The 16242-nt window shown below is 31.6% G+C and carries 17 protein-coding genes; 10 read left to right on the top strand and 7 right to left on the bottom strand.

Annotated elements, in window-relative coordinates; genetic code table 11:
- Positions 1 to 13: 13 nt before the first annotated feature.
- The 4 genes from CLU81_RS20785 to CLU81_RS20795 all read left to right on the top strand — a co-directional run bounded on the left by CLU81_RS20785 (position 14) and on the right by CLU81_RS20795 (position 3739).
- Entirely contained in the window at positions 14 to 772 is a 759-nt protein-coding gene (locus tag CLU81_RS20785; RefSeq protein WP_099711553.1) for a family 16 glycosylhydrolase, read from the top strand.
- A gap of 329 nt (positions 773 to 1101) precedes the next feature.
- The gene (locus CLU81_RS20790; RefSeq protein WP_099711554.1) at positions 1102 to 1686 is read left to right on the top strand and encodes an RNA polymerase sigma factor; all 585 of its coding nucleotides are present in this window, start codon (positions 1102 to 1104) and stop codon (positions 1684 to 1686) included.
- A 50-nt stretch (positions 1687 to 1736) separates the two neighbouring features.
- Positions 1737 to 1880, top strand: coding sequence for a hypothetical protein (locus tag CLU81_RS27000; protein WP_199174584.1), 144 nt, complete (start codon positions 1737 to 1739; stop codon positions 1878 to 1880).
- A 794-nt stretch (positions 1881 to 2674) separates the two neighbouring features.
- The gene (locus CLU81_RS20795; protein ID WP_099711555.1) at positions 2675 to 3739 is read left to right on the top strand and encodes a tetratricopeptide repeat protein; all 1065 of its coding nucleotides are present in this window, start codon (positions 2675 to 2677) and stop codon (positions 3737 to 3739) included.
- Between the two features lie 23 nt (positions 3740 to 3762).
- On the opposite strand, the gene nth is transcribed toward CLU81_RS20795, so the two are convergent.
- Complete coding sequence (nth, locus tag CLU81_RS20800; protein ID WP_099711556.1) at positions 3763 to 4413, bottom strand: endonuclease III; 651 nt, start codon at positions 4411 to 4413, stop codon at positions 3763 to 3765.
- A gap of 187 nt (positions 4414 to 4600) precedes the next feature.
- Between nth and CLU81_RS20805 the strand changes: the two genes are divergently transcribed.
- Positions 4601 to 5281 carry a hypothetical protein gene (locus CLU81_RS20805; RefSeq protein WP_099711557.1) on the top strand — a complete coding sequence of 227 codons (681 nt, stop codon included), beginning with the start codon at positions 4601 to 4603 and terminating at the stop codon, positions 5279 to 5281.
- A gap of 31 nt (positions 5282 to 5312) precedes the next feature.
- Positions 5313 to 5765, top strand: a complete 453-nt coding sequence (gene bcp / locus CLU81_RS20810) for a thioredoxin-dependent thiol peroxidase (protein WP_099711558.1) — start codon at positions 5313 to 5315, stop codon at positions 5763 to 5765.
- A 468-nt stretch (positions 5766 to 6233) separates the two neighbouring features.
- Here bcp and CLU81_RS20815 read toward each other — a convergent pair whose 3' ends face one another.
- Complete coding sequence (locus CLU81_RS20815; RefSeq protein ID WP_099711559.1) at positions 6234 to 7694, bottom strand: TonB-dependent receptor; 1461 nt, start codon at positions 7692 to 7694, stop codon at positions 6234 to 6236.
- Between the two features lie 90 nt (positions 7695 to 7784).
- On the opposite strand from CLU81_RS20815, the gene CLU81_RS20820 reads away from it, so the two are divergent.
- The 3 genes from CLU81_RS20820 to CLU81_RS20830 are packed head-to-tail and all read left to right on the top strand — an operon-like array spanning position 7785 to position 9546.
- Complete coding sequence (locus CLU81_RS20820) at positions 7785 to 8549, top strand: MBL fold metallo-hydrolase (RefSeq protein ID WP_099711560.1); 765 nt, start codon at positions 7785 to 7787, stop codon at positions 8547 to 8549.
- Positions 8550 to 8562: 13 nt separating this feature from the next.
- A complete protein-coding gene (locus CLU81_RS20825) occupies positions 8563 to 9066 on the top strand; it encodes a hypothetical protein (RefSeq protein WP_099711561.1) in 504 nt (167 codons plus the stop codon).
- Between the two features lie 48 nt (positions 9067 to 9114).
- Positions 9115 to 9546: a hypothetical protein gene (locus CLU81_RS20830; protein WP_099711562.1), complete on the top strand. Its 432-nt coding sequence runs from the start codon at positions 9115 to 9117 to the stop codon at positions 9544 to 9546.
- 121 nt (positions 9547 to 9667) lie between these two features.
- Here the strand turns inward: CLU81_RS20830 and CLU81_RS20835 are convergent, their stop codons facing one another.
- The 5 genes from CLU81_RS20835 to CLU81_RS20855 form a co-directional block, all read right to left on the bottom strand.
- Positions 9668 to 10237 (bottom strand): cysteine hydrolase family protein, encoded by a 570-nt coding sequence (locus CLU81_RS20835; protein ID WP_099711563.1) that lies wholly within the window; start codon positions 10235 to 10237, stop codon positions 9668 to 9670.
- A gap of 53 nt (positions 10238 to 10290) precedes the next feature.
- The gene (locus CLU81_RS20840) at positions 10291 to 10935 is read right to left on the bottom strand and encodes an alpha/beta hydrolase (protein WP_099711564.1); all 645 of its coding nucleotides are present in this window, start codon (positions 10933 to 10935) and stop codon (positions 10291 to 10293) included.
- A 212-nt stretch (positions 10936 to 11147) separates the two neighbouring features.
- Positions 11148 to 11474, bottom strand: coding sequence for a hypothetical protein (locus CLU81_RS20845; protein WP_099711565.1), 327 nt, complete (start codon positions 11472 to 11474; stop codon positions 11148 to 11150).
- A gap of 5 nt (positions 11475 to 11479) precedes the next feature.
- A complete protein-coding gene (locus CLU81_RS20850) occupies positions 11480 to 12736 on the bottom strand; it encodes a dihydroorotase family protein (protein WP_099711566.1) in 1257 nt (418 codons plus the stop codon).
- A 79-nt stretch (positions 12737 to 12815) separates the two neighbouring features.
- Positions 12816 to 14744, bottom strand: a complete 1929-nt coding sequence (locus tag CLU81_RS20855) for a BatA domain-containing protein (protein ID WP_099711567.1) — start codon at positions 14742 to 14744, stop codon at positions 12816 to 12818.
- A 287-nt stretch (positions 14745 to 15031) separates the two neighbouring features.
- Here CLU81_RS20855 and CLU81_RS20860 point away from each other — a divergent pair, with 287 nt between their 5' ends.
- Complete coding sequence (locus CLU81_RS20860) at positions 15032 to 16144, top strand: lactonase family protein (protein ID WP_099711568.1); 1113 nt, start codon at positions 15032 to 15034, stop codon at positions 16142 to 16144.
- Positions 16145 to 16242 lie beyond the last annotated feature (98 nt).

Raw genomic sequence — 16242 nt, forward strand, 5'->3', positions numbered from 1 at the left:
TAAAAACGACATTATGCAAAAAGTAATTGTATTATTATTGATTACCAGTCTTGGTTTTGCCCAGGAAGTAAAACGGAAACTAGTCTGGGAAGAAAATTTTAATAAAAAGGAAGTAAACGAATCTTTTTGGAATTTTGAAATCGGAGATGGTTGTCCAGATCTTTGTGGTTTCGGAAACAATGAAAGACAGATTTACACCAAAACAAATCACGAATTTAAAGATGGAAATTTAGTTATCGAAGCCAGAAAAGAAGGCGATAAATATACATCAACAAAAATAACCACAAAGGGGAAAAAAGAATTTCTATACGGCCGAATAGAAGCCAGAGCAAAATTGCCAATCGGTCACGGTTTGTGGCCCGCATTCTGGATGTTAGGCGCCAATATTGATGCCATAAAATGGCCAAAAGCCGGAGAAATAGATATTCTGGAATATATTGGACGAGATCCGCATATGGTTTATACAACCTTGCACACACAAGATAGTCACGGAAACACAATTAATACAAAAAGAACCCCTTTTCCTACCATAGAAGAAGGATATCATGTATATGCAATTGAGTGGACAAAAGAAAAAATTGATTTCTTTGTAGATAAAACTTTAGTTTATACCTTCAATCCACAAGTTAAAAACGAAGACACCTGGCCATTTGATAAACCATTCTATATTATCCTAAATTTGGCCATAGGGGGAAATTTTGGAGGTCCTGAAGTAGATGATAAAGTGCTTCCACAGAAATATTATATCGATTATGTACGTGTTTATCAATAAAAAAAGAATAGTTTAGAATGTTGTAATTTAAAACAGATGTAGAATACTTAAGTCTTTAATTGTAAGTTATTTACATCTGTTTTTTACTGTTAAAAATACACTTGATTTTGAGCATTTTTAGCCATTTATAAGTAAAGTTTAAGTTTATTTTAGAAATGTTAACGTTTTATTGTTAATTATTGTTTCTTTTATTTGCTTTTTAAAACATTTATTTGTTAAATTTGGTCACGATATTAACATAACTTAAAAAAGGATACGCCTATACAATAAAACTACTTTTTAGAAAAAATTACTTATAAATTTTATACAGAAACTAAAAAGGTAGTATTATGGCTGATCTGCATATTCCAGACGCTCTATTAGTGAAAAATTATGTCGAAGGCAACGAATCTGCTCTTGGGACATTAATAAAGAGACACGAATCTAAGATATATGGTTTTATATATTCTAAGATTGCTGATAGAGATATTTCAAACGATATTTTTCAAGATACTTTTATTAAGGTAATCAAAACCTTAAAAAGTAATTCCTATAACGAAGAAGGTAAATTTTTGCCTTGGGTAATGCGTATTTCTCACAATCTAATTGTGGATCACTTTCGCAAGACCAAAAAAATGCCAATGTACAGAGAGACAGAAGAGTTTTCGATCTTTTCTATAATGTCTGATGATTCATTGACAATAGAAGGTAAAATGATTGTTGATCAGGTCGAAATTGACTTGAAAAAGCTAATCGAAGAATTACCGGAAGATCAAAAAGAAGTATTAGTAATGCGTATGTATCAGGATATGAGTTTCAAGGAAATATCTGAATTAACAGACGTTAGCATTAATACAGCATTAGGAAGAATGCGTTATGCGCTAATGAATTTGAGAAAAATAATCGACAAACATCAAATTATTTTGACCAACTAATACTATTTTGAGTAATAGCTCGTTATACTATTATAAAACATTTTCATAGTATGGCGAAAATTTACTCGAAAAAGGCATTAGCTTCTACAGATTTAAAACCTAAAAAGGAAGTTGTTTCTTTCTTACTTAGTTATTCACAAGCATTAACAATTGTGAAAATCGAAGATAAAAGTTTTGAAATTATAGCTAATTAAACAGCCCACTACTTTGGTCGGATGTTTATTTCGAAAGAAAAACCAAATGGTCGTTTTGGTTGAAAGCTCACTATTTGTATGCAAATACAGGTAGTGAGTTTTTTTTATGTAGTAATCTTATGTTTTTTGTTTTTCTTTTAATTCAGCGGTAATGAATTAGATGCAAAAGTTGGAGATTTATCAAAAGATTAGATAATCTGAATAAGTAAGATACCTATATTTTTCAGATCTTCTGCTCTTACAAACACAACAAATTCATGTTTCAATTATAGCCCAAGGTTTCAACCTTGGGAGAGATAGATTATGATAAATGGATTATGTCCCCATGTTTGAAACCACTGGTAATCTTTAAAAATAAAATCTATTCTATTGATCTGAGTACTTGATTATTAAATTCTTTTTTTATGGCGCATATGTTAAAATTTAATATTTTGTTTGCATTTTGTTTATTTATTCAATAATTAGTTTTATTTTGGTTAAAAAATAATTTTTTATTCAAGTAAATTGCTTAATTGAGGAGTTTTTCGTATTAAAAAGTTTGAATTTGTAATAAAAGACCAATAATAAAGCCAAAAACCAAAATTTTAACCAATAACCAGATGATCTATGAAGAAAAATTACACTACTTTATTTTGTTTTATTTGTTGAGCGTGACCACGTTGCCTAAAAAAGTATAAAGACTAATAGCGTTTTTGTACTAAATATTTATTGCAGACAAAAAGAGAGATTTTGTTCTGCATCTTAAATATTATTTGTTCCAAAACTATCTAATCACTCGACAAAACCTAAAAAACATGAAAAATAACCTTATAATGTTATCATGCCTACTATTGATAAACATTGGAGCATTTGCTCAAAAAGACCAGATTAAAGAGGCACAAACTTTATTTGATAAAGGAAAAAGCGAAGAATCTTTAGTAATTTTAAATAAAACAGAATATCTTATCCTTAATGCGCCTGATGAAGATAAATCTGATTTTTATTTCTTAAAAGGAAATGTATTAAAAGATTTAGCCGTAAAAAATATCGATGCTGCAAACAATTTTACGTTGGCATCGCAGTCTTATCAGGACGTATTTTTGTATGAAAATGAATCCGGAAAATTCAAATTTACTGTCAAGGCAAATATGGCTTTAAAAGAAATGAAATCGAGTCTTGTTAATGGGGCAATGTCTGATTTTAATGCCGGTAAGTTCAAAGAAAGTGCAGAAAAAAGTTATAAAGTTTATTTATTCGATAAAAAAGATACATTAAACCTTTATAATGCTGCAGCCTCTTCTGTAAATGCTAAAGATTATGACTCAGCTATTAAGTATTATGAAGCCTTAAAAAAGATCAATTTCTCAGGAAAAGGAGTTCTGTATCTTGCTACAAACAAAAAAACAAAAGAAGAAGACCTTTTTGTTTCGCCAAAAGCAAGAGAATCAGCTATTTTACAAGGAGCGTATGAAAAGCCAAGAACAGAGTCAGTTCCTTCTAAGAAAATTGAAGTTAACAGCAATTTGGCATATTCTTATATGGAAAAGAAAGATTACGCAAAAGCAGAGTCAACCTATAATTATGTTTTAGAATTAGATCCTAATTATGTTGATGCTTACATCAATATGGCTTATCTAAAGTTGCAAATGAAAAAAGATTTATCTGATGAAATAGCAACATTGGGAACTTCTGCTGCCGAAATGCAGAAATACGATAAGTTAAATGCCAGAAAAGATGATGTTGCCCGTAGTGCGATTCCGTATCTTAAAAAAGTGCTTACAATTGAGCCTAAAAATGCAGATGCAACAAAAACACTATTAGGAGTCTACAGATCTTTAGACATGACAAATGAATACAATACGCTAAAAAGTAGTATGTAAAAATAAAAAGAAGCTGCTAGAGATTACTTTTTAGCAGCTTCTTCAATTATAGATTTCTTCCCAATAGTTTTAGTGATAATATCCTTGTCCAGACTCCAACCTCTGGCAGGCGAATATTCACGTCCGTACCAAATAATCTGAAGATGCAAATCGTTCCACAATTCCCTTGGGAATAGTCTTTTAGCATCTTTTTCAGTTTGCGTGACATTCTTTCCATTTGACAAATTCCATCTGTACATCAATCTGTGAATATGAGTGTCAACTGGAAAAGCAGGAACGCCAAAAGCCTGAGACATCACCACACTTGCAGTTTTATGTCCAACAGCTGGTAATTCTTCAAGAGCTTCAAAACTCTGCGGAACTTCACCATTATGTTTGTCGATCAAAATATGTGACAAACCATGAATTCCCTTCGATTTCATAGGCGATAAACCACAAGGACGAATAATTTCTTTAATTTCTTCCACAGACATTTTAATCATATCATACGGATTATCAGCCTTAGCAAAAAGTAAAGGCGTAATCTGATTCACACGAACATCTGTACATTGCGCCGAAAGTAAAACGGCAATCAACAGCGTATAAGGATCTTTATGGTCTAATGGAACGGGTATAGTTGGGTAGAGTTCTTTTAACGTATTTATAACAAATGTTACGCGAGCTTCTTTATTCATTTCCGTATTTTTAATCCTGTAAAAATAGCATAATTTTAATGATGTGCCTAATCCAGCTTTCCGTTACAACTCCGGGGTTTTCATTTCAAACATTTATGCTCATCGAACACCAATTAAAATAAATATTAAGTGAGATAATCTGGGGCGTGAAAACACCTGTTTTTATTAATATAATTTGTTTTAAACGATGAAATTTTTAGTTACCGTTATTTTTATAATTATTTCGCAATTTAGTTTTGCACAAAATTGTAGTTGTAGAGAAAAACCGCGATTAAATGAAATTATATCTTGTGAAAAAGCAATCCTTAAAAACGGAGCAAAAATTTACTATCAGTTTAATTGTGATTCATCCTGGCTAGTTTTTGAAAGTAAAGCAAAAAAGAAGAAGATACTTTTTTCTTTAGATAAAGAGTTGATCGAGTTAACAGGTAAATTAGGTTATGCAGGCTGGACTGAATATGAGAATACATTCATGGTCGAAAATCGTTTAATTTCTGGATGCTGTGATCCTTCAGAATTTGTGTTATTTGATAAGAATAACGGAAAAAAAAATGCAAATCTTGGTCGGGAAATTTATCATAGTAATATTAAGCAATATCCTTATTTTATTACAATTGACTCAAAAGAGACTAATTTTTTAAGTTTTTTAAATTTAAGAACGAACAAAATTTTTAAAATTAATTTACCAAAAGGAAGGATAGAGAAAACGTTGAAAATTACTACCGAGATTTTTTTCGAGAATTTATTCGAAGAAGGAAAAATTAAAAACGGTATTTTTGAGATTGAATATAGATATAAAACAAAAGATAAAGGAAAATGGTTGATTGGAGCGATTAAAGTAGATTTAAATAAGCAAAAGTTAATCTAAAATCGACAATCTAAAATCTAAAATTAAAAATATGACAACATTAAAAGCAGGTGATAAAGCACCAAATTTTTCGGGAATAGATCAAGATGGCAAATCGCATAAATTAGCAGATTACGCTGGAAAAAAACTGGTAGTTTTCTTTTATCCAAAAGCAAGCACACCAGGTTGTACAGCAGAAGCTTGTGATTTAAGAGATAATTTTGAGCGTTTCAAAGCCAATAATTATGAACTTCTTGGCGTAAGTGCAGATAGTCAAAAAGCACAAGAAAAATTCAAAGACAAATACGAACTTCCGTTCCCATTATTAGCAGACGAAGACAAATCAGTAATCAATGCATTTGGCGTTTGGGGACCTAAAAAATTTATGGGAAAAGAATACGACGGAATCCACAGAACAACATTCGTAATCAACGAAAGCGGAATCATCGATGAGGTTATCGAAAAAGTAAAAACAAAAGAACACGCAGCACAGATCTTGAAATAGTTTTTTGTTTCAGGTTTTCTTTGTTTCAGGTTTCAGGTTGCAATCTGAGCGCATAATTTTACCGCAAAGTGCGCAAAGTTTTTTTTGTTTTGGATTCTGATTAATAAACACAAAGTTCGCAAAGCTTAATCAATACAAGCTTTGCGAACTTTTCGATTTTATAAAATCACGCATAGAAAAAAAACTTAGCGTGCTTTGCGGTAAAATTTTTATTCAAATCGTAACCTGAAATCTAAATTGCTTAAATAGAAAAATCCGTGTAAATCTGCGTTTTCGCAAAGCGAATCTGTTTTATCCGCGTACTATTTACCACGCCAGAAACTCCTCAAAACTCAATCAATACAAAGCTTTGCGAACTTTATATTTGCAAACTACAATCAACAATAATAAAACTTTTCGCACTTTGCGGTAAAAATTTTATTCGACCTGAAACAAAAAAAAAGTCCCAATTAAGGGACTTTTTTAATTCTAAGTATTTTGTTCTAATTCCTTCTGCGGATGATATCCGAAAAGGTGATGTTCTTTTATAATTTCGGCAATACCAGAAGGAAGCATATGTTCCCAACCCGTTTTTCCCTGATTGATCATTTTCAAAACCTCGCGAGAGAAAACCTCAAGATTATGCGGATCGTAATCGGCAATATCAACTACTTTTCCATTGAATTTAAAGAATTTGTATAACTCTTTCATTCTTGGATGTACTTTTAGGTTAGTTGAATTCATTAAAACTCCATTTTCATCTAACATTGGATACAAGAAAACTTTCATATCTCTGTAGAATAATTTTCCAAAAGCTTCCAGAATTCCACCACTTAAATGACGGTAGTATTTCTCATCAAAAATATCAACTAAATTGTTTACACCCATTGCCAATCCCATTCTGGCCTTAGTATAATTAGCAAAATATTCAACAACTTTATAATACTCCTGGAAATTCGAGATCATAACAGTTTGACCTAACGAACATAGTAATTCGGCTCTGTCCATGAAATCACGCTCATCAATTTCACCATCAGAACGTAAATTCGAAAGTGTAATTTCAAAAACAACTAAAGTATTATCTTTTTCAACCTTATTTTCTTCGAGGAACATTTTAAGCGATTTCTCGTACATGTCCATATTTACCTTCGTAACCGGACGAAAACTTCCTCTTAAAGCAAGAAGATTCTTTTTGTATAAAATGGCAGCCGGTAAAATGTTTTTCCCTTCAGGATTAAACATTACAGCATCTGTCATTCCGTTTTTAACCAATTGTAAACTCATTAAACGGTTATCAACATCGGCAAAACGAGGCCCTGAGAAGTTAATAGTATCAATTTCTAATTGGTCTTTGTCTAAGTGATCGTACAAATAACGAAGTAATCGTTTAGGATCGTTATATTTGTAAAAAGCGCCGTAAATTAAGTTTACACCTAAAATTCCAAGCGTTTCCTGTTGTAATCTTGCATCAGTTTCTTTAAAACGAATGTGCAGAATAATTTCATTATATGCTTCGTCAGGTTCAATTTGGTATCGAATTCCAACCCAACCGTGACCTTTAAATTGTTTTGCAAAATCTATAGTTGCAACCGTATTGGCATAACTAAAGAAAAGTTTAGTAGGATGTTTTTCTCTGCTTAAACGCTCTTCGATGATTTGGCCTTCAAGAGTCAGCATTTTTTTTAAACGCTCTTCGGTTACATAACGGCCGTCAGTTTCAATTCCGTAAATCGCATCACTAAAATCTTTGTCATAGGCAGACATCGCTTTTGCAATTGTTCCAGAAGAACCTCCGGATCTGAAAAAGTGTCTCACCGTTTCTTGTCCAGCGCCAATTTCAGCAAATGTTCCGTAGATATTTTCGTTTAAATTTATGCGTAAAGCTTTGTCTTTTATAGAAGGAATCTGTTCGATGACCTTGTCACCTTTGAGTTTTATTTCTGTACCCATTTTATTTTAAATAGATTTGTTACAAAGTTAGCAAATTAGGCTTCTAATGAAAGAGAAATAATCCTATTTTTGTAAAAAAAATAAGTTCAATTGAAGGTATATTTTTTAGGTACTGGCACATCACAAGGTATTCCGATTATCGGAGTCGATCATCCCGTTTGTAAAAGCACTGATGCTAAGGATAAAAGGCTCAGAGTAGCCATTTGGATTACATGGAACGAGCATTCATACGTGATCGATTGCGGTCCTGATTTCAGACAGCAAATGCTCTCATGCGGCTGCCGACATCTCGATGCAATATTATTTACGCACGAACACGCAGATCATACTGCAGGTTTAGATGATATTCGTCCGTTTAATTTTCGTCAGGGCGAAATTCCCGTTTATGCACATCAAAGAGTAATTGATAATTTGAAACGTCGTTTTGATTATGTTTTCGAAACCGTAAACAAATATCCGGGCGCTCCAAGTGTTAAAACCATTGAAGTAATCAACAACGAACCATTTGCTGTTGGCGATAAAATGGCGATTCCTATAAATGTAATGCATGGAGACTTGCAGGTTTTTGGATATCGCATAGATGATTTTGCGTACTTAACCGATGTTAAAACCATTGCAGAAGATGAAGTTGAGAAATTAAAAGGTCTTAAGGTTTTGGTTGTAAATGCCTTACGCGTAGAACCGCACGATACACATTTTAATTTGCAGGAAGCACTTGATTTTATAAATTTGGTGCAGCCGGAAATTGCTTATTTAACACATATCAGTCACGTTTTAGGTTTTCACGAAGAAGTACAGAAACAACTTCCTAAAAACGTTTTCCTTGCTTACGACAATTTAGAAATTACAATTTAATTATACCACAGAAATGAAAAAATCCTTAATGCTTTACCTTTTTATCCTTGCGATATTAATGAACGTTTTTACTTATATGTTTTATAGCCGAGAAATAAAATTTGAGCAAGAAAGATATGATAAAACGACTAAAAAGCTGAGAGACAGTATCAATTTAGTGTCGACGAAACTGGCAGATGCAGATTATTTTTCGTTAGAACACAATGAAAATGCACAAAATTACTTTGATAATAGTGCTTCAGGCGGAAAAGTAATTTTATTCGAAAAATTGATTCCGGTTGTAACCGAAAAATTATTGGATCTTAATTCAAATCCAAACGGAAATCCTTATACAGGACAAGATAAAATAGGTCCAAACAAATTTATCATAAACAAAATAAAAATCTTAAACCACAGATGGATCATTGCAGATTATAGTAATGGTGAATTATGGGGAGAAGTCTTGTTAAAATATTTTGTTGATCAGGATGAAAAGATTACTTTTGAAGTAAATCAGACTTGGTTATACCAAAAATAGGATCAAATAAGTTCTATTTTTAAGATAATCAACTAAAAAATAGAACTTATGAAAAAGATATTTTTGTTTTCCATTCTTATAGGTCTTTCATTTTCTTGCGGGAAAAAAGTTTCAGAAGAAAATAAAACTCCGGATAAAAAAGTAGAAGCAAAACCAGTTGTTGTTGGAGGAGATTCTGACGCACATGGATGTAAAGCTTCTGCAGGTTATACGTGGTCGACACTTAAAAAAGAATGTATCCGTGTTTTTGAAGGTACAAAACTATCTCACGCCGAAGAAAACGGGAAAACCTACACAACAGCTGCCTTCGTAATTTTTGACGGAAATAAAGCAGAACTTTTTCTGGATACTCAAAAAGAATCCATCATCTTAGAAAGAAAATCCGAAGGTGATTCCTGGACTAAAGACGATTATCAATTAATTCCCTGGAAAGGGTATGTCCTGAAAAAAGGAGATAAAATTATTTATACAGGAGAATAGAGTTTAAAATTCTATAATTTTTAAATAAAAAAAGACCTAAAGGTGTAAGAAATACTTCTCTCATCTTTAGGTCTTTTTTTGTGATCTTCCGAAATAAATTAGAAGATTTATATTTTATTGATTAAACGATTTTTTTGATAAAATCAGAAGTAACAACCTGAGCAAATTCATCATTTAAACTTGCTAAAGCAGTTTGGTGAATTATTTCAGCAGAAAAAATTTCTCCATTTATACCTTTTTTATTAAAAGTTGCCGTTGCATCAGAAATTAAATAAGTAGTATAACCATAATTCGCTGCCATTCTCGTGGTCGTAGAAACGCAATGATCAGTTGTTAATCCTACAATGACAACAGTTGTGATTTTTGCATCATCAAGTTGTTCTTTTAGATTTGTTCCAATAAAAGCGCTATTTACATTCTTTTTGATGATGGTTTCAAATTCAAGTGGTTTTACGATATCCTGAAATTCATTTCCCGGATTTGTTTCGTTTAAAATTGAATTTGGATTAGAAGAACAATGTTGAATATGAAAAACAGGTAATTTTTTAGTTCTCCAAATTTCAAGAAGTTCTCCTGCCTTTTGTTCTGCATTTATATTATTTCGCTCTTCGCCCCAATATAAAATATCATTAAATCCTTTTTGAATATCAATTAATATTAATGCTGGATTATCAAGTTTAGATACATTCATAATTTTAAAGGTTTTGAATTTTAGAAAAATAAATTATAACAGAAAACTGAAAACTACTCAGCCAGCCAATTCTTAAAATCAAAGAAATTTTGCGGAGCCACACCGTGACCAACAGGATATTCTTTATAAGTAACAGGGATATTTAATTTTTCAAGAATTGAAGGCGTTTTTCGGGCCCAATCAACTGGGATTACCTGATCTACAGTTCCGTGTGATGCGAAGAATTTCAGGTTTTTGAAATCGTTTTTCTCAAAACCTTCTTTGATGATTTCTTCATTAAAATAACCGCTCATAGCTACAACTCTCTGAACTTTTTCAGGATAAGAAAGCGCCACAGAATAACTTAAAATAGAACCTTGGCTAAAGCCGACTAAAGTTACATTATTAGCATCAATAGGATAATTAGCAACCAATTCATCAATAAATTTAGTAATTAAATCACGCGAAGTTTTTGCTTGTTCATTATCTGAAAATTTATTCTGATCAGCATCAAAATTTATCGCATACCACGCATAAGCTCCATATTGTAAATCATAAGGTGCTCTTGCCGAAATTATATAGTAATTATCAGGAAGTTCAGTAGCAAACGAAAACAAATCGGCTTCGTTGCTGCCATATCCGTGTAATAAAAGTAAAACAGGATTTTTGTCTAAAATAACTTTTGGTTCTTGTATTTTATATTCTAAAGATAGATTCATTTTTTTTAATTGTGAATTGTAAGTTGTGAATTGTAAATTTTCAGCTTTGACAAAGCTTGTTGAGATTATAATAAAATCTGTTTTTATCCGCTTTTTTGCTTACAAATCCGCGTCATCCGTGTTCAAAATTTATACGCTGATAAAACAGATTCGCTAAAGCGAAAACGCGGATTTCAACGGATTTTTTTTGAATTTAAAAACAGGAAGTTTTACTATCCGATACTTTTAAACCATTTTTGAAAAAGATTTCCAACTAAAGGGATTGGTCTCATTTGCCCTTGAATAGCGCTAAAAATACCATAAGTCCATAAAATAGAAATACAAATCCACATTGGAAAAGTAATCATAAAGCTGTCAAAGTTGCTTATAATAGCTCCAAAAGAAATAAAAGTAAGTGACAATCCTAAAGCCTGACGAATATGAAAAGAAGCAAAACTATTTTTGTTTTCAGAGTTCATAGACATCGCGATCAAAACACCAATAATCAAAATATAACTGGTAATTGCGATTGATTTTCCCTCTTCTATTGAATTATTCATTTTAATTATTTAGATATAACAAGTTGATTTTGGTTTAAAATTCCGTATACAGAACCTTTTATTTCGGTTCCTAAAAAGGCAGAATTTTTAGATTTTGAAAGGATATTTTCTTTTGTAAAAGTTGATTTTCCTTCCGGAGTAAAGAAAGTAAAGTTAGCTTTAGAACCTTCGGCAATTGAGTTGTTTTCGATTCCAAAAACTGCTTTTCCTAAAGTTAGCTTTTCGATTATAGTTTCAAGAGGTAAAACAGTAAGTAAAGCTCCAAAAGCACTTTCAAGCCCAATAGTTCCGTTTTTAGCGGTATCAAATTCCATTTTTTTGAATTCAATATCAATCGGGTTATGATCAGAAGTAATCATGTCAATTGTTCCGTCTGTAACTGCTTTTAATAAAGCTTGTCTGTCGCTTTCGGTTCTTAGCGGAGGCGTAACCTTGAAACGAGTGTCAAAACCTTCTAATTTTTCATCGGTTAAAACCAAATGATGAACAGATACACTTGTTGTTACATTTAATCCTTTTGCTTTAGCTTCTTTAATTAATTCAACTGATTTTGCTGTTGATATTGTCGGAATGTGAAGTTTTCCTCCAGTATATTCTAATAGAAATAAGTTTCTCGCTACTTGTAATTCTTCTGCTAAAGTTGGGATTCCTTTAAGACCTAGTTTGGTAGAAACGATTCCTTCGTTAGCAACACCATTTCCTTTTAGATTCGCATCTTGCGCATATGTAATTACTAAACCATCAAAATCCTGAACATATTGTAAAGCGATTTTTAAAAGATTAGCGTTGTCAATACTTTTATTATAATCTCCAAAAGCAATCGCTCCGGCTTTTTTCATATCAAATAATTCCGCCATGTCTTTTCCTTCGCTGGCTTTTGTTAAAGCTCCAATTGGGAAAAGTTCTGTAGCAAAACCATTCGCTTTATTTTTTACAAAATTTACCTGCGATTGATTGTCGATAATAGGGAAGGAGTTGGGTTGTAGAGCAATTGCAGTAAAACCACTTTTTGCCGCAACATTTAATCCGTTTGCGATTGTTTCTCTGTCCTCATAACCTGGTTCTCCAAGAGAAACACTGCTGTCGAACCAACCTTGCGAAAGATGTAAATTGTCAAATTTCACCTCAGTTGCTTCTTTGTTTTCAGGAAGTGAAGTTCCTATTTTTTCTATTAAACCATCTGCAATTAAAAGATCAACAGTCTGGTTATGAAACGGACTTTTTGAATCGATAATTTTGGCGCTTCTGATGATTATTTTCATATGTAGATAAATTTATTTTGTACTGAAATCGTAAAATGATTTTTGTAAAAAGTAAAATGGTTAAAAGTAAACTCGAAAATTACTTTACAAATTTGATGATCGCCATTTCTAATGCTAAAAATAACAGTGCAAAGATAATAAACCATTTCCAAATTTGGCTGTCTGTTCGCTCAGTTTGTAGTGTATTAAAAATGGTCGAAATAGTATCAGCGGTTTTAAAATCTGAAACTACATTTGTATTGATCTGACTTAAATCACTTTCGCTTCTTTTGTAGTTGAAACTCAGGTTTTCAACCCATTCTTTTTTATCAAAAATACTATAATTTCCAGCTGTTTCAGGGAAATCATTGAACGTTAATTTCACTTTATTATTCAATATTTGCTGAATCGGAATAAAAGAATCTTCGTTTCCTTTTACTTCCAGAATAGCATCTTTTGTCAATAAAACATCTACAAAATAAGGCTGATTGTTACCAATTGTCAATGCATTTACACCAGTTTTTTGGTTGTTTTGTCCCATTTTATAAAACAAAGGAACTATTAAAGGTGATTGCTGAAAATTTGAATTCGTAGTATTTATTGGTGCCGAAAAAACGGTAATTCCAGAAACCGGATTTTGAATCGCAGTTACAAATACACTTTGATCTTCATAAGATAAAACAGCCGGATATGGGCTTGAAATGACAAATGAGTTTGATGTTTTTGGATATTGAAAATTGGTGATTTTATTCTCAAAAACACCTGAAAACAATGGATGATCGAAGTTTATTTTGGTAATTAATTTGCTTTTATTTTCGAGAGATCCAAATTGAAATTTTCCAAAATTGCCTAAAAAAGAATTCAAATTTGAAATTGAACTTTTCTCAGATGGAATTACAACCAGATTTCCGCCTTTGTTTACAAATGCTTTTAAAGTAGTTTGTAATGCTTGAGGAATTTCGACCAATTCATTTAGGATAATCGTATTTTGTTTGTCCAGACTATTATAATCTAAATTACTTATTGAATAATTATTGTAATTAAACTCTGCAGAAGTATAAATTCGGGATAAGAAATTGCTTTTTTCAGGTTCTCCGATACTAATAACATTCGTTTTTTTAGTTTTCGAAATACTGAAAAACAATTTATTATCATAAGTCAAACTATTGTCTTCAATAGTTACATATCCGTGAAAAGCTTCTTTTGGAATTGTAAAATTGATTTTCTTTTTCTTCGTGTCGAATTTTATAATCGTTTTTGCAATTAATTTATTCTGATTGTACAAAGCCATCGAAACAGGTTTGAAATCTTCTCCATAAGCAGATAAATTAACTGCGATTTCATAGAAATTTTCTAAAGTCTGATTGATATAAACACTGTCAATTGCAATATTATTTTTTTGCTCAGCTTCCGGAATAATAAAATAAGGTTTCTCTTCGCTATCAATGTTTTTTACATCTTTTTCGGACAAACCAATAGCATCTGTAATAATAACGATATCTTTTTTATGTGCTGATTTATGCGCTTTTATCTTCGCCATAATTGACGGAAGTTCAAATGGAGTTGCGCTGTAATTTAGATTTTGCAAAGCACTTTTAGAAGATTTTATATCGGTATTCCAGTAATTTTCAGTGTTTGTTAATAAGGAGAATTGAGTAGTTTCAGGCGTGTTTTCTAATAATTCCTGAACAGCACGTTTTAGTAATTCCCCTTTTTTTCCTTTGGCTTGCATACTAAATGAATTGTCCAGAATAATATACATTTCGTTTGAAGTATTTTTACTGTCTTTGGCTTCAAAAAAAGGTTGGGCAAAAGCCAAAATAATACACGTTAACAATAATAAACGAGTTGCTAATAAAAGTCTTTTTTTGATTTTTGAACTTTTTCGAGTTTGTACAGCAAGTTCTTTTAAGAAGCGTACATTCGTGAAATAAGAGATTTTAAAACGACGTAATTGAAATAAATGTACCAAAATTGGAACAATCAATAAAAACAGAAAGTATAGAATTTCGGGGTGTTTAAAATGCATTCCGGCTTAGATTTACTTCACTACATTTTGTAGATGCTGGTCAAAAATACAAATTTTTCATCAAACCTTACAGGTAATATTAGTTAAACCATATAAGTTATATAAGAGATTTTAAGTTGAGTTTGATTTGCACAAAAGTTAAATGGACTTATATAACTTATATGGTTTAAATTTTTGAGCTCACTAGTTTAAAAAATGTAACTTTTGGGAATTCTTTTGTAATAAATAATGAGTTTGCGAAAGATATTATTGAGTATTTTAGCGTATTCAAAAAACAAATAAAAAATATGAGAAGATTATATATACTGCTTTTTGCGGTTTTTGCTTTCGTAAACTTACAAGCTCAGAACAAATTCAATTTATTGATAGGAACTTATACTAATACTTGCCAAAGTAACGGGATTTACGTTTATGAATTTGATGCGTCAACAGGAGATTTTAAATTAAAGAATTCATCTGAAAATGTCATAAGTCCAAGTTATTTATCAGTTTCTGCAGATAATAAATTTATATATGCGGTAAATGAAAACGGAAAGGAAAGTGCTGTAAGTGCTTTTAAATATGATTCAAAATCAGGAAAAGTTAGTTTTTTAAATAAAAATGATGCTTTAGGCGCAGATCCTTGTCATATAATTAATGACGATAAAAATGTAATTGTTTCTAATTATTCTGGTGGAAGCCTTGTTGTTTTTAAGAAAAAAGCAGACGGTAGTATTACCGAAGTACAACAATTAATTCAGCATGAAGGAAAAGGACCAAATGCTGCGCGTCAGGAAAAAGCACACGTGCATATGGCAGTTTTCTCACCGGATAAAAAGTTTGTTTTGTCTAATGATTTAGGTTTGGATAAAGTATTTGTTTATAAGTACAATCCAAATTCAGCAAATGAAATGTTGACTTTAAAAGAAAGTGTTGACGTAAAACCGGGAAGTGGTCCAAGACACTTAACTTTTAGTAAAGACGGTAAATTTGTTTATTTGATTCAGGAATTAGACGCTACTTTGACGACTTTCAGTTACGATAAATCAGGAAGTTTAAAAAAGATTGCTGAAACAAGTATTTTACCAAAAGGATTTACTGGCGGAACTGGCGCTGCGGCAATTAAAATTTCGCCTGACGGAAACTTTTTATACGTTTCAGATCGTGTAGATGCAAATTCAATTGCGGTTTATAAAATCCGTAAAAACGGTGGTATTGACTTGGTTGAACAAGTTAGCACTTTAGGAAAAGGACCAAGAGATTTTGCTATTGATCCAACAGGAAATTATCTTTTAGTTGGACATCAATACACAAACGATATTATAATATTCAAAAGAGACAAAGCAACAGGAAAAATAACCGATACCGGTAAAAAAATAGAATTGTGTTCTCCGGTTGGGTTGGTTTTTACGAAAATATAGCTTGGAAAAGGTTCTGAGGTACTAAGTTGCTAAGGTTCTAAGTTTAAAATAAAAAAGGCTAAAAAAAAAGCGGAATTAAGTTATTTCTTAATTCCGCC

It is taken from the genome of Flavobacterium sp. 9, from assembly GCF_002754195.1.
Taxonomy (GTDB): Bacteria; Bacteroidota; Bacteroidia; order Flavobacteriales; family Flavobacteriaceae; genus Flavobacterium.

Coding starts and splice junctions, on each gene's coding strand:
- CLU81_RS20785 (WP_099711553.1), top strand. CDS start 14: ATGCAAAAAGTAATTGTATTATTATTGATTACCAGTCTTGGTTTTGCC.
- CLU81_RS20790 (WP_099711554.1), top strand. CDS start 1,102: ATGGCTGATCTGCATATTCCAGACGCTCTATTAGTGAAAAATTATGTC.
- CLU81_RS27000 (WP_199174584.1), top strand. CDS start 1,737: ATGGCGAAAATTTACTCGAAAAAGGCATTAGCTTCTACAGATTTAAAA.
- CLU81_RS20795 (WP_099711555.1), top strand. CDS start 2,675: ATGAAAAATAACCTTATAATGTTATCATGCCTACTATTGATAAACATT.
- nth (WP_099711556.1), bottom strand. CDS start 4,413: ATGAATAAAGAAGCTCGCGTAACATTTGTTATAAATACGTTAAAAGAA.
- CLU81_RS20805 (WP_099711557.1), top strand. CDS start 4,601: ATGAAATTTTTAGTTACCGTTATTTTTATAATTATTTCGCAATTTAGT.
- bcp (WP_099711558.1), top strand. CDS start 5,313: ATGACAACATTAAAAGCAGGTGATAAAGCACCAAATTTTTCGGGAATA.
- CLU81_RS20815 (WP_099711559.1), bottom strand. CDS start 7,694: ATGGGTACAGAAATAAAACTCAAAGGTGACAAGGTCATCGAACAGATT.
- CLU81_RS20825 (WP_099711561.1), top strand. CDS start 8,563: ATGAAAAAATCCTTAATGCTTTACCTTTTTATCCTTGCGATATTAATG.
- CLU81_RS20830 (WP_099711562.1), top strand. CDS start 9,115: ATGAAAAAGATATTTTTGTTTTCCATTCTTATAGGTCTTTCATTTTCT.
- CLU81_RS20835 (WP_099711563.1), bottom strand. CDS start 10,237: ATGAATGTATCTAAACTTGATAATCCAGCATTAATATTAATTGATATT.
- CLU81_RS20840 (WP_099711564.1), bottom strand. CDS start 10,935: ATGAATCTATCTTTAGAATATAAAATACAAGAACCAAAAGTTATTTTA.
- CLU81_RS20845 (WP_099711565.1), bottom strand. CDS start 11,474: ATGAATAATTCAATAGAAGAGGGAAAATCAATCGCAATTACCAGTTAT.
- CLU81_RS20850 (WP_099711566.1), bottom strand. CDS start 12,736: ATGAAAATAATCATCAGAAGCGCCAAAATTATCGATTCAAAAAGTCCG.
- CLU81_RS20855 (WP_099711567.1), bottom strand. CDS start 14,744: ATGCATTTTAAACACCCCGAAATTCTATACTTTCTGTTTTTATTGATT.
- CLU81_RS20860 (WP_099711568.1), top strand. CDS start 15,032: ATGAGAAGATTATATATACTGCTTTTTGCGGTTTTTGCTTTCGTAAAC.